The following is a 12,150-nucleotide window of genomic DNA, read 5'->3' on the forward strand; positions in this document are numbered from 1 at the left end:
CGAGTGCGAGCCCAGTCCGCTTCCTCGCTTGTTTTTGCCCTGGATCGCTCTAGCTCGCGAGATCGTGAACGGGCTCTGAGCCTGCCGTAACGATCAACGTTCAGAGGAACCCCCATGACTGCACTGTCCAAAGCCACCTGCGAAGCCTGCAGCGCCGATGCACCGAAAGTCAGCGAGGCCGAACTGGCGCAACTGATCAAGGAAATCCCGGACTGGAACATCGAGGTTCGTGATGGCGTGATGCAGCTCGAGCGAGCCTACGCGTTTCGCACCTTCAAACATGCGCTGGCCTTCACCAATGCGGTGGGCGAAATCGCTGAAACCGCCAACCATCACCCTGCGCTGCTCACCGAATGGGGCAAGGTCACCGTCACCTGGTGGAGCCACTCGATCAAGGGCCTGCACCGCAACGACTTCATCATGGCGGCGCGTACCGATGAGCTGGCGAAAGTGGCCGATGGTCGCAAGTAAGATGCCCCGATAGCGGGAAAACTCGCTCCTTTGCGCACCGCCCTGGTGCCTTTCACTACCCTAAAAAATCAACAGACCGTTCGTCGCAAAAAATAAATTATAAATATCAATAACATAGCAAAAGTCATCAAAGATCACTGGCGCGCTTCCTGCTTGCCATAGCTGGCATAGTTTCCTAGGGTTGTTCGCCATGTGGTCCTTGATTGCCCCTATCAGCTCGTTGCTGGGTGGGGTCGCGTTACTCCTCCTTGGCAACGGTCTGCTCAACACCCTACTGACCCTGCGTGGCGTCGCCGAAGGCTACTCCACCGGGATGCTCGGCCTGATCATGTCCGGGTACTTCGTCGGTTTTCTCCTCGGCACCTGGCTGGCGATTCCGCTGGTGCGTCGCGTTGGGCATATCCGTGCGTTCTCCTTCTGCGCCGCTCTGGCCGCGATCACCGCCCTGCTCCACGTGCTGATCGTCGACCCCTGGGTCTGGCTCGCCTTGCGGGTGCTTTACGGCCTGGCACTGGTCAGCCTGTACATGGTCATTGAAAGCTGGCTCAACGCTCAGGTGCGCAACGAAAATCGCGGGCAGATGTTCGCCATCTACATGGCCGTCAACCTCGGCGCCCTGGCAGCTGCGCAGCAGTTGCTGAGCCTCGCCGAGCCGACCGAGTTCCTGCTGTTCGCCCTGGCGGCGATGCTGATCAGCGCGGCGCTGATGCCCATTACCCTGACCCGCCAACCTCAGCCCAGCGTGCCGGACACCCTGCACAGCAACCTGCGCGCCATCGCCGGTATCGCACCACTGTCGATTGCCGCCGCCGGTCTTTCCGGGCTGGCGCTCGGTGCGTTCTGGGGCATGGCGCCGGTGTACGCCAGCCTCAACGGCTTCGACGCCGCCGGGGTCGGCCTGATGATGAGCGCCACCATTCTCGGCGGCGCACTGCTGCAATGGCCGATCGGGCGTTTCTCCGACAATCACGACCGCCGCTGGGTGCTGTTCTGGGTGGTCAGCGCCGCGGCGGTCGTCGCCTTGCTGATGAGCCTGCTGCCGGCTGGGCGTGCGCTGCTGGCGCTGATGTTCATGTTTGGCGGGCTGTCGTTCGCCATCTACCCCATCGCCGTGGCGCAGCTGATCGATCAGTTGCACAGCGACGAGATTCTCTCCGGCTCCAGCAGCCTGCTGATGGTCAACGGTGTCGGCTCGGTGTGCGGGCCACTGCTCGCCGGATTGTTGATGCAGTACAGCGGCGCCGCCGCACTGCCGCTGTATTTCGCCGCCACCTTGGGCCTGCTGGCGGCCTACACCTTCTATCGCCTGCGCCACGTCAGCGACCTGGTCGCCGGTGAACAGGCGCACTTCGTGCCGATGTTGCGCACCAGCCACACCGTACTGGAGCTGATGCCGGACGCCCCATCGGCAGACGATGACAGCGGCCCGGACAACGATAACCCCGGCAGCGCGCAGGAGCGCGCGGCTACTTCGTCGTAGGCACACACAGGCCTGCAGAACAGAGGCGCCAACCAGGCGCCCGCTTTACCCGTCGGCTGATGTCGGCGCTTGAACAGGGAGACAGCGCATGCTACTTGCAACCGATCTTGATGGAACCTTTCTCGCTGGCGATCCCGAGGATCGTCTCAGCCTTTACCAGACCATCGCCGCCCACCCGGAAATTCAGCTGGCCTACGTCACCGGTCGCAGCCTTGAAGCGGTGCTGCCGCTGCTGGCCGATCCGACCTTGCCACAACCGGACTTCATCATCGCCGACGTCGGCGCCACCTTCGTGCATGGCGACACCCTGCAACCGATCCAGCAGCTGCAGAGCCAGGTCGATGCCCGCTGGCCGGGTGAAAACCAGGTCGCTCAAGCTCTGGAAGGTTTCGGCCTGGAGCGCCAGGACGTCCCCCAGGCACGCCGCTGCTCCTACTTCTGCACGCCGGAACAGGCTGCCGACCCGGCATTGGCCCAGGTTGCAGAAACCCTAGGTTGCGATCTGCTGTATTCCGCGGATCGCTACCTCGACTTTCTGCCCAAAGGCATCAACAAGGGCACCAGCCTGAAGGCGCTGGTCGACTGGCTGGAAATCGACGATGACCAAGTATTGGCCTGTGGCGATACCCTCAATGACCTGAACATGCTCGATGGCACTTACAAGGGCGTCTGCGTCGGCCACTCGGAACCCAAGCTGCTCAAGGCCACCGAGCACCAGTCGTGGATCCTCCAGGCGGACCGCCCCGGCTGCGGCGGCATTCTGCAGGCCTTCGTGCATTTCGGCTTTCTCGGCGAGCACGGCATCGCCGCCGAGAAACGCAGCGCCACCAAGCCAGGCCGTGCAGAGCTGGTGATGGTCTATCACCGTCTGCCCTATGAGGAATACCGCGGCGCGGACGGCAAGGTACAACGCCGCCGCCCGACCTCGCCCAACGGCATCATCCCGACCCTGATGAGCTTCTTCGGTGATTCGCGCCCGGGCTCCTGGGTCGCCTGGGCGGTCGACGAGGAAGGCGACGAGACATTCGAAACCCACACCACCGTAGACGCCGAGCGCTACCCGAAACTCACCGCCGCGCGGGTGGCGCTGAGCAAGAGGGAAGTCGACATCTTCTACAAGCGCTTCTCCAAGGAAGCCTTCTGGCCGACGCTGCACACCTTCTGGGAGCGCGCCCGCTTCGAGGAGGATGACTGGCAGGTGTTCCTCAGGGTCAACCGCGCCTTCGCCGAACGCACCGCCAAGGAAGCTGCAGAAGGCGCCGTGGTCTGGCTGCACGACTACAACCTGTGGATGGTACCGGTCTATTTGCGCGAACTGCGCCCGGACCTGCGCATCGCCTTCTTCCACCACACCTACTTCCCCTCGGCCGACGTATTCAACGTGCTGCCGTGGCGCCGACAGATCATCGGCAGCCTGCTGCAATGCGACTACATCGGCTTTCATATCCCGCGCCAGGTGGAAAATTTCGTCGACGTGGCCCGTGGCGTCACCCCACTGCAAATCGTCAGCCGGCAGAACTGCGCACCGCGCTTCGTCACCTATGGCTGCGCCGTGGGCCTGGAGCGCATGACCACCGCCGTGGACACAGGCAGCCGGGTGGTCAAACTCGGCGCCCACCCGGTTGGCCTGGATATCGACCGCGTGCGCAACGCCTTGGCCCAGGAAAAAACCCGCGAGCAGATGGCTCATCTGCGCGAAGAACTACGTGGCATCAAGCTGGTGCTGTCGGTCGAACGCCTGGATTACACCAAGGGTATCCTCGAAAAACTCCAGGCCTACGAGCGCCTGCTGGCCGACAACCCCGAGCTGCACAAGAAGATAACCCTGGTCAGCATCTGCGTGCCGGCAGCCCGTGAAATGACCATCTACGACGAGCTGCAAGCGCAGATCGAACAGGCAGTTGGACGCATCAACGGCCGCTTCGCGCGGATCGGCTGGACGCCGGTGCAGTTTTTCTTCCGCAGCTTTCCGTTCGACGAGGTGGTGGCCTGGTACGCCATGGCCGACGTGATGTGGATCACCCCGCTGCGCGACGGCCTCAATCTGGTGGCCAAGGAATTCGTCGCCACCCAGGGGCTGACCGATGGCCAGGGGGTGCTGGCCCTGTCGGAATTCGCCGGTGCCGCCGCCGAGCTCAAGGGCGCGCTGCTGACCAACCCGCACGACACCGCCGACCTGGCGCAAACCTGCTACCTGGCGCTGAACATGCCCAAGGCCGAAGCCCGTGCTCGGCTGCGCGAGCTGTTCGATATCGTCAGCTACAACGACATCCGCCGCTGGGGCGACGAGTTCCTGGCCGGCGTGGCAGAGCCGGAGCCCGAGACAGTGCTGAAGCTGGCGGCAGGCTGAAGCAAGGCAGTATATCTGTGGGAGCGGGCGGGGACGCCCAGTCCATGCCCGCGAAGCTTTTCGGGCGCATGGACTAGGCGTCCCCGCGCCCTCCCACAAATGCTGCTCTAGTCCAAGATCGCGAAGCGCTGCTCTGCGAGGCAGCCAACAACCAGCACCTGATATGCTGCGCGCCATCGCAAGAACGAGACACGCAGCATGAAAGATATCCTGATCATCGGCATCGGCGCCGGTGACCCCGACTACCTCACCACCCAGGCGATCAAGGCACTCAACCGCGCCGACGTGTTCTTCATCCTCGACAAGGGTGAAGCCAAGGACAAGCTGATCGCCTTGCGCCGCCTGATCCTCGAACGCTATATCGAGCCGGGCCGCTGCTACCGCCTCCTCGAAGCGACCAACCCGGAACGCGAGCGTAACGTGGTGGACTACGACGCCAGTATCGACAGCCTGAACCGCGACAAGCAGGCGGTGTTCGAGCAATTGCTCGGGCAATTGCAGGACGGCGAAACCGGGGCCTTCCTGGTCTGGGGCGACCCTGCTCTTTACGACAGCACCCTGCGCATTCTCGACGGCGTGATTGCCGGCGGCATGGCCCTCGAATATGAAGTGATCCCCGGCATCACCAGCGTGCAGGCCCTCACCGCGCGCCACCGTATTCCCCTGAACCAGATTGGCCGTGCCGTGCAGATCACCACCGGCCGGCGCCTGCGTGAAGGCTGGCCAGAGGGCGTCGATAGCGTGGTGGTTATGCTCGATGCTCAGGACAGCTACCGCCAGGTGATCGACGAAGACCTGAACATCTACTGGGGCGCCTATGTCGGCACGCCAGACGAGATTCTGATATCAGGCAGGCTGGCCGAGGTCGCCGAACAGATCGCCACGACCCGCGCCGCCGCGCGCCAGGCCAACGGCTGGATCATGGACAGCTATCTGCTGCGCCGCGGCGGGCGGGAGGCCTGACTGCAGACTCGCAGATATCGCCCGTCTGCTGGCTGCCGCGTGGCAATTCGATCACAGGAAGGCAAAAGCGGACGCTGAGCAGGGCTTTGTGGGAGAGGCTTTAGCCTCGATTTTGCCTGGCTAGGCGTCAAGAGCTCGGGGCTAAAGCCCCTCCCACGAGATCGCAAAGGCCAGTATTTAGCATCCGGCCAGGCGACTTTTTTCAAGCTGGCCGATCGAGAACATCGCCTCAGGTGTAGGGTGGATGGCGCTTTTCTCATCCACCATTGCGATCACAGAATCGTGAGCGGTGGAGCGGCTGGTGAGCAGAGTTTATTTTGTAGGAGCGGCCGCTTACGCCACATAATGGCCTGCCAGACGCCCTGTGATTCGGGCTGACGAATAGTAGAAATCGCTCAGATACGCTCGCGAAACAGCGCCTGATGCTCCCGGCACTGCTCGGCCGAGAGCATGAACACGCCATGGCCGCCGCGGGCGAAGTCCAGCCAGGCGAAATCCACTTCCGGATACAACGCCTCGACATGCACCTGGCTGTTGCCGACTTCGACGATCAGCAAGCCCTTGTCAGTCAGGTGATCGGCCGCTTCGGCGAGCATGCGGCGGACCAGATCCAGGCCATCGTCGCCACAGGCCAGGCCCATTTCCGGCTCGTGCCCGTACTCGGCCGGCATGTCGGCGAAATCTTCGGCATCCACATAGGGCGGGTTGGAGACGATCAGGTCGAAACGCTGGCCCGGCAGCCCGGCGAAACCATCGCCCTGCACGGTGTACACGCGCTCTTCGAGGCCATGACGTTCGATGTTGCGGTTGGCTACTTCCAGCGCCTCGAAGGACAGGTCACCGAGCACCACCTCGGCGTCGAGAAACTCATAGGCGCAGGCAATGCCGATGCAGCCCGAGCCAGTGCACAGATCGAGAATTCGCGCCGGCTCGCTGGCCAGCCAGGGGCTGAAGCGTTGTTCGATCAGCTCGCCAATCGGTGAACGGGGCACCAGCACACGCTCGTCGACGATGAACGGCAGGCCACAAAACCACGCCTCGCCGAGCAGGTAGGCAGTTGGTACGCGCTCCTCGATGCGGCGCTTGAGCAAACCTTGCAGATGCAGGTGCTCGTCGTCCTCGAGGCGGCAATCCAGGTAGCTGTCGGCGATTTCCCAGGGCAGGTGCAAGGCGCCCAGCACCAACTGGCGCGCTTCGTCCCAGGCATTGTCGGTGCCGTGCCCGAAGAACAGTTCTTCTGCCTGAAAACGGCTCACCGCCCAACGAATGTAGTCACGCAGGGTGCGCAGGCGGGTATTCAGGGCTGGGCGGGCATCGGTCACAGCAGGGCTCCGGGCAAAAGCGTTAGTCTAGCAGGCCGGCCGTGGCATTCCAGCGCCGCCAAAGGGATTACCACGGTAAGGCACGCCTACCGCCAACCGCGAGCTGAAACGATTCTGCTCGTATCGCCGGGCCTGGGCGCAGCAATACCAGTAACACAGAGGTTCACAGCGGCGTCATAGAGGCGGACAATATGCCCCGTTAACCGCGCCAGCAAGGAGTCGTACATGTCGTCCCACCCGCAAACCTTCTATCAGCTCACCGGCCGTGGCCATGCCCCCGCCAACCTGAGCAATGCGACCCTGCTGGTCATCGATGCCCAGGAAGAGTATCGCAGCGGCGTGGTGCAACTGCCCGGCCTCGACGCTGCCCTGGTGGAGATTGCCAAGCTGCTCGACGCGGTGCGCGCCCAGGGCGGCGCCATCGTGCATATCAAGCACCTGGGCATTCCCGGTGGCCTGCTCGACCCGCGTGGCCCACGCGGTGCGCACCTGCCGGAAGTGGCACCGCTGCCCGGCGAAATCGTCGTCGAGAAGCGCATGCCGAACGCCTTTTCCGGCACCGAGCTGCATGAGAAGCTGCAATCGCTCGGCCATCTGGATCTGATCGTCTGTGGTTTCATGACCCACTCGAGCATCAGCACCACCATCCGTGCCACCAAGGATTACGGCTACCGCTGCACCGTGGTCGATGCTGCCTGCGCCACTCGCGACCTGCCGACCCCGGACGGCAAGGTGATCAGCGCCGCCGAAATGCACCGCGTGGAAATGATCGCCCTGGCCGACAACTTTGCCGCCTGGGTGCCAGACGCCAACGCCCTGCTGTAAAAAGCTGTTCACGATCTGCTGCGCGGTTTTGCCGTGTATCGCGCTCGCGAGATCGTGAACAGGTTGCAAGCCCCTCGACGCCGCGTTGTTTGAACCCGCTACTACACTGCCAGTCATAGCGAGAAGATCCTTCAAGGAATTAGCGCATGAAGCAAACCGACGGTTTCAACGCCAGCCACCTGCGCCCTAGACGCCCGGGCAACTGGCGATTGCGCTTTGCCGCTTACCTGACGGCACTGTTCGCGGTGTTCGGCATTCTGCTCATGATGGCGGGCACGGCAACCCTGCTGGGCCGCCCGCCAGCACTGGGCAATCTCAACGACTCGACAAGCGACGCCAGCATGCTGCTGGTGCTCGGTCTGATCCTGTTCTGGGGCGGCGTGGTGGGCTGGCGCAAATCACGTCGGCGCATGCGCCAGCGCAAGATGGACCTGGCCATGTCTCCTCACCTGATGAAGAAACGCGACTGACCCGCCCTGCTGCGCTTGGTAGAATTGGTGCCCCGTGCGGAGGCTCCGATGCAAGACGACGATCTATCCCTGTTCAAAGCCCAGCTGCAAGGCGTCAAGCCGATCAAGCACGATCGCGCCGACACCGGCAAACCGAAGAGCGACCGCGCGCGCCTGGCTACCCTGCGCCAGGCGGCCACGCAACGTACCGATACCCTCAAGGTCGATGGCCTGTCCGATCAGTTCGTCATTGATGTCGGTGCCGAGGACCCGCTGTACTGGGCTGGCAATGGCGTGCAGGACGGCCAGATGCGCAAGCTCAAGCTCGGCCAGATCCCCTTCGACGGCAGCCTCGACCTGCACGGCATGAACGTCGAGAAGGCCCGCGATACGCTCTGGGAATTTCTCGCCGAGGCGACCAAGCTGGAAATCCGCTGCGTACGGGTGACCCACGGCAAGGCAGTGCGCACAGATGGCCGCAAGCCGATGATCAAGAGCCACGTCAACACCTGGCTGCGCCAGCACCCGCAGGTATTGGGCTTCGCCTCCTGCGTGGCCAAGCACGGTGGCACCGGCGCGGTTTACGTGATGCTCAAGCGCACCATGATGGACGGCCGCGACGAGTGACGGCCTGAAGGCGAAGGCGCCTGCCGGCTCGCCCGTTGCGAAGCGCGGGCCATAAAAAACCCGGCTCAAGGCCGGGTTTTTCACATCGCAAGCCTGACGATCAGACCGGCGCCTTGGCGCGGGACTTGTACTCGCCGGTGCGGGTGTCGATCTCGATCCAGTCGCCGATTTCGCAGAAGTCAGCCACTTTCACTTCGGTACCGTTGTTCAGCTTGGCAGGCTTCATCACCTTGCCGGAGGTGTCGCCACGGGCGGAACCTTCGGTGTAGGCCAGCTGACGCACGATGGTGGTCGGCAGGTCGACGGAGATCACTTTGCCTTCGAAGAACACCGCTTCGCAGACGTCGTTCATGCCTTCTTCGATGAACGGCAGAACGCTTTCCAGGTCTTCGGCGCGCAGCTCGTAGGAGTTGTACTCCGGATCCATGAACACGTAGTCGTCGCCGCTGATGTAGGACAGGTTCACTTCCTTGCGCTCAAGGATGACCGGCTCCATCTTGTCGTCGGCTTTGTAGACGGTTTCAGTCTTCGAGCCGTTCATCAGGTTCTTCAGCTTCATCTTGACGATGGCGCTGTTACGACCGGACTTGGTGAACTCGGCCTTCTGGATCAGCCATGGCTGGCCATCGATCAGGGCCACGCTGTTAGGCTTCATTTCTTGTGCGGTTTTCATACGAATATCCGGAGCTGAATGGATTTACAAAATTCGAGGCCGCGTATCATAGCCAATTTCGGTAAAACTGCACCAGCGCCGTGGCAAGATCTGCACGTACCGCCTGGCGCCTGGCCCATTCCCGGGCATGACTGGCCAGTTCTTCGGCGTGTCGCTGCCAGGCGGCCCAGGCCGGCACCATGTCGTCGCCGGCGTTCCAGGCGCGCCACACCGCGCGCAATGCCGCCTGGGCCTGGTCTGAAAGCCCCTGGCAATAAAGGGCCATGAAGGCCTCGAGCTTGTCCCAGTGGGCATCTTCCTGTTGCGCATAGATATGCCAGACCAGCGGCCGCCCGGCCCACTGAGCGCGCACGAAGGAATCCTCGCCACGCACCAGATTGAGGTCACAGCACCAGAGCAACGCGTCGTACTGATCCTGCTGCATGAACGGCAGCACCTGAACGCTCAGGGAGCCGCGCCGCATGACCTGGCCAGGCTCGATGAGCGACCCTGCCCAATGCTGCAAATCACCAAGAATCCGCCCTTCCGGCACCAGTAGATGGGTGGGCGCGTCATCGCCGGCCAGGGCATCCAGCCAGCCGGCAAGCGCAACGTTCTCGTAGGCGAACAGGGAAACCAGCCGCGCGTTGGCGGCTGGCGTGATGCCCAGCGAGGCGAGAAACCCTGCACAGGCCTCATCATCGCCCTGCAGCCCGTCCCGCGCGGCAAGCAGCCCACGCTCACGCAGCAGCCCGCCGGTGCCGGCGGTGAATCCGGGAAAGAAGAAGAACTTCTGCTGGCCGTTGCCCTGCATCGACGGCAGGCCATGGCAGCCTTCGACCCAGCTCTCGGCGCTCAGATATTCCAGATTCAGCCAGAGCACCGGCGTCTCGCGCGCCGACATTGCCACCACGTAGTCGGCAGGCAACTCGCAGGCAAAGGCTTCGATTACCACGTCGGCTGGCTCGATTGCCTGCCAGGCCTGCACCCAGTGACGCACCTCGACGCCGTTCAACCACTGACAGCTCAACCTGGCATCGGCCTGCAGGCAGATACGCACCAGCGCCGCCAGGTCATCGACCCACAGGCGCACCGCGGCGCCCTGCTCGGCCACCAGCTGCCGCGCCAGGCGCCAGGTCACGCCAATGTCGCCATAGTTGTCGACGACGCGGCAAAAAATGTCCCACTTCATCGCTGCCCTTCCTTAATTGGCCAGATCAGGCCTGCAGCCCACCCTCACGCTGCTGTGTCTCCGACGCTACATCGGCCAACGGCTCGGCAACCTCGACGCCAGGCACCACATCGGAGAGATCTTCCTGGCGCTCGTGCTCGAGCGCACCCTGCACCAGGTCCTCGGTCACCCGCAGCTCCGCGCCGACCATGGATGCTGGCGTCGCCGGCTCGAATGGTGCCACAGGCTGGGGTGCCGGACGCAGCTTGCGGCGCCAGAAGAACAGCAACACCAGGCTGCCATTGAGCAGGCTGAAGGCCAGGAACAGCCCGGCATCGCCATCGTGCTCCATCAACGGGGAAATCATCAGCGGGCTGATCGCCGAGCCCAGCGAGTTGATCAGCAGCAACCCCTGCACCATGCGCACCAGGGCGCCGGCCGGCGCCCGATCCGCCGCATGGCTGACCGCCACAGGGTAGACGGCAAACACCCCGCCACCGAGCAGGAACAGCAATACCATCAGCAGAAGCGGCGACGACGGCAGAATCATGATCGCCAGGGAGATCAGCAGGCAGAACAGGCTCAGCACGATCAGCACGCTTTGCCGATCATGCTGGTCGGACCAGCGCCCCACCGGATATTGCAGCAGCATGGCGCCAAGGATCACGCTGGCCATCATCTGCCCGACCTCGCTGACGCTCATGCCCACCCGCTGCAGGTACAGCGGCAGCAGCGAATACACCGCGGCAATGGCGATACCCGATCCGAAGCAGCCAATCACCCCGGTCGGGGTCATGCGGATCAACTGATGCGGCAGCAGCGGCTCGACCTTCTCGACCAGCGGCGTAACCCGCGGAATGATGCCCATGGGCAGCACCGACAATGAAGCCAGCAGCCCGGCCACCATAAAGGGTGCGGTTTCGCCCCAGGCATCGATGGCGCCCAGCTGCAACTGGCCGAGCATGCCGGAGCCGTAGAGCGCCATCATGTACAGCGCCAGCAGCCGGCCACGCACCTTCTGGTCGCCGGCCAGCAGCATCCAGCTTTCCACCACCAGGAACACGCCGAGAATCGACCAACCGGCGATCAGCCTGAAGACGAACCAGGCCCAGGGATCGAAGAACAGCCCCTGCAGCAGCACACAGACCGCCGTCAGCGAGGCGAAGCTGCTGTAGGCGCGGATATGGCCGATGCGCAGGATCAGCCGGTCATTGAACAGCGCCCCCAGGGTCAGGCCGATAAAGTAAGACGCCGAGACGATACCGATCACCGTCGCCGACACCCCGGCCGCATCCAGGCGCAAGGTGGTCAACGACGAGATGAACCCATTACCGATACTGATGATGAACAAACCGAGCAATGGCCCCAACGCCATGCCAAGCAACTGCGACATAAAAACCTCGGAGCGATGACGCCACGGACAGGCGTATCAGGAAAGTACGTTGACCTTTCACCCAAGCCGCGCTGCTCACGCACAGGCGTCAGCGCCCGCGTGGCGGGTGGATGCTCATAGAGAAGCGACGCTGCAAAATACCCACGCCAAAAACCAAGAACCCCGAAAACCTGTCGGCTTTCGGGGTTCTTGGTTTTGTTCGAAAGTGGCGGTGAAGAAGGGATTCGAACCCTTGATACGATTTCTCGTATACACACTTTCCAGGCGTGCTCCTTCAACCGCTCGGACACTTCACCGGATCTCGCCAGACGTGCTGTCTGTCGAGGCGCGCTAATGTAATCGAAGGCTTTCCCAAACGCAAAACTTTTTTCAAAAGATTCATGTGCTTAAGCCATAGCCGGAGAGCGACCGGTATGCGCGCCACAACCTCAGCGCGAGCACGGGCGT

At 62.9% G+C, this 12,150-nt stretch carries 11 protein-coding genes and 1 tRNA gene; 7 read left to right on the forward strand and 5 right to left on the reverse strand.

The window, feature by feature from the left end; translation table 11 throughout:
* The first annotated feature begins 114 nt into the window (after window positions 1-114).
* The 4 genes from BM154_RS00125 (at window position 115) to cobF (ending at window position 5,264) form a co-directional block, all read left to right on the forward strand.
* Window positions 115-471: a 4a-hydroxytetrahydrobiopterin dehydratase gene (locus BM154_RS00125; RefSeq protein ID WP_074879406.1), complete on the forward strand. Its 357-nt coding sequence runs from the start codon at window positions 115-117 to the stop codon at window positions 469-471.
* A 190-nt stretch (window positions 472-661) separates the two neighbouring features.
* Entirely contained in the window at window positions 662-1,951 is a 1,290-nt protein-coding gene (locus BM154_RS00130) for an MFS transporter (protein WP_074879408.1), read from the forward strand.
* An 88-nt stretch (window positions 1,952-2,039) separates the two neighbouring features.
* Window positions 2,040-4,301, forward strand: coding sequence for a glucosylglycerol-phosphate synthase (gene ggpS, locus BM154_RS00135; RefSeq protein ID WP_074879411.1), 2,262 nt, complete (start codon window positions 2,040-2,042; stop codon window positions 4,299-4,301).
* Window positions 4,302-4,499: 198 nt separating this feature from the next.
* Window positions 4,500-5,264 (forward strand): precorrin-6A synthase (deacetylating), encoded by a 765-nt coding sequence (cobF, locus tag BM154_RS00140; protein WP_074879414.1) that lies wholly within the window; start codon window positions 4,500-4,502, stop codon window positions 5,262-5,264.
* 395 nt (window positions 5,265-5,659) lie between these two features.
* Here the strand turns inward: cobF and prmB are convergent, their stop codons facing one another.
* The gene (gene prmB / locus BM154_RS00145) at window positions 5,660-6,586 is read right to left on the reverse strand and encodes a 50S ribosomal protein L3 N(5)-glutamine methyltransferase (RefSeq protein WP_425272790.1); all 927 of its coding nucleotides are present in this window, start codon (window positions 6,584-6,586) and stop codon (window positions 5,660-5,662) included.
* 225 nt (window positions 6,587-6,811) lie between these two features.
* Between prmB and BM154_RS00150 the strand changes: the two genes are divergently transcribed.
* The 3 genes from BM154_RS00150 to BM154_RS00160 all read left to right on the forward strand — a co-directional run bounded on the left by BM154_RS00150 (window position 6,812) and on the right by BM154_RS00160 (window position 8,487).
* Window positions 6,812-7,411, forward strand: coding sequence for a cysteine hydrolase family protein (locus tag BM154_RS00150; protein ID WP_074879417.1), 600 nt, complete (start codon window positions 6,812-6,814; stop codon window positions 7,409-7,411).
* Between the two features lie 146 nt (window positions 7,412-7,557).
* Window positions 7,558-7,881 (forward strand): hypothetical protein, encoded by a 324-nt coding sequence (locus BM154_RS00155; RefSeq protein WP_074879420.1) that lies wholly within the window; start codon window positions 7,558-7,560, stop codon window positions 7,879-7,881.
* Between the two features lie 48 nt (window positions 7,882-7,929).
* Window positions 7,930-8,487: a Smr/MutS family protein gene (locus tag BM154_RS00160; RefSeq protein WP_074879423.1), complete on the forward strand. Its 558-nt coding sequence runs from the start codon at window positions 7,930-7,932 to the stop codon at window positions 8,485-8,487.
* A 100-nt stretch (window positions 8,488-8,587) separates the two neighbouring features.
* Here BM154_RS00160 and efp read toward each other — a convergent pair whose 3' ends face one another.
* From efp to BM154_RS00180, 4 genes are all read right to left on the reverse strand, one after another.
* Window positions 8,588-9,160: an elongation factor P gene (efp, locus tag BM154_RS00165; RefSeq protein ID WP_042556123.1), complete on the reverse strand. Its 573-nt coding sequence runs from the start codon at window positions 9,158-9,160 to the stop codon at window positions 8,588-8,590.
* A 46-nt stretch (window positions 9,161-9,206) separates the two neighbouring features.
* A complete protein-coding gene (earP, locus tag BM154_RS00170; protein WP_074879426.1) occupies window positions 9,207-10,331 on the reverse strand; it encodes an elongation factor P maturation arginine rhamnosyltransferase EarP in 1,125 nt (374 codons plus the stop codon).
* A gap of 25 nt (window positions 10,332-10,356) precedes the next feature.
* Complete coding sequence (locus BM154_RS00175; protein ID WP_074879429.1) at window positions 10,357-11,703, reverse strand: MFS transporter; 1,347 nt, start codon at window positions 11,701-11,703, stop codon at window positions 10,357-10,359.
* Window positions 11,704-11,909: 206 nt separating this feature from the next.
* Window positions 11,910-11,999, reverse strand: a tRNA-Ser gene (locus BM154_RS00180).
* Between the last annotated feature and the right edge of the window lie 151 nt (window positions 12,000-12,150).

Source organism: Phytopseudomonas argentinensis (assembly GCF_900113905.1).
In the GTDB taxonomy this organism is placed as follows: domain Bacteria; phylum Pseudomonadota; class Gammaproteobacteria; order Pseudomonadales; family Pseudomonadaceae; genus Aquipseudomonas; species Aquipseudomonas argentinensis.

What these genes read in the sequence shown, in the direction of transcription:
- BM154_RS00125 (WP_074879406.1), top strand. Translation starts at nt 115, where the DNA reads ATGACTGCACTGTCCAAAGCCACCTGCGAAGCCTGCAGCGCCGATGCA.
- BM154_RS00130 (WP_074879408.1), top strand. Translation starts at nt 662, where the DNA reads ATGTGGTCCTTGATTGCCCCTATCAGCTCGTTGCTGGGTGGGGTCGCG.
- ggpS (WP_074879411.1), top strand. Translation starts at nt 2,040, where the DNA reads ATGCTACTTGCAACCGATCTTGATGGAACCTTTCTCGCTGGCGATCCC.
- cobF (WP_074879414.1), top strand. Translation starts at nt 4,500, where the DNA reads ATGAAAGATATCCTGATCATCGGCATCGGCGCCGGTGACCCCGACTAC.
- BM154_RS00150 (WP_074879417.1), top strand. Translation starts at nt 6,812, where the DNA reads ATGTCGTCCCACCCGCAAACCTTCTATCAGCTCACCGGCCGTGGCCAT.
- BM154_RS00155 (WP_074879420.1), top strand. Translation starts at nt 7,558, where the DNA reads ATGAAGCAAACCGACGGTTTCAACGCCAGCCACCTGCGCCCTAGACGC.
- BM154_RS00160 (WP_074879423.1), top strand. Translation starts at nt 7,930, where the DNA reads ATGCAAGACGACGATCTATCCCTGTTCAAAGCCCAGCTGCAAGGCGTC.
- efp (WP_042556123.1), bottom strand. Translation starts at nt 9,160, where the DNA reads ATGAAAACCGCACAAGAAATGAAGCCTAACAGCGTGGCCCTGATCGAT.
- earP (WP_074879426.1), bottom strand. Translation starts at nt 10,331, where the DNA reads ATGAAGTGGGACATTTTTTGCCGCGTCGTCGACAACTATGGCGACATT.
- BM154_RS00175 (WP_074879429.1), bottom strand. Translation starts at nt 11,703, where the DNA reads ATGTCGCAGTTGCTTGGCATGGCGTTGGGGCCATTGCTCGGTTTGTTC.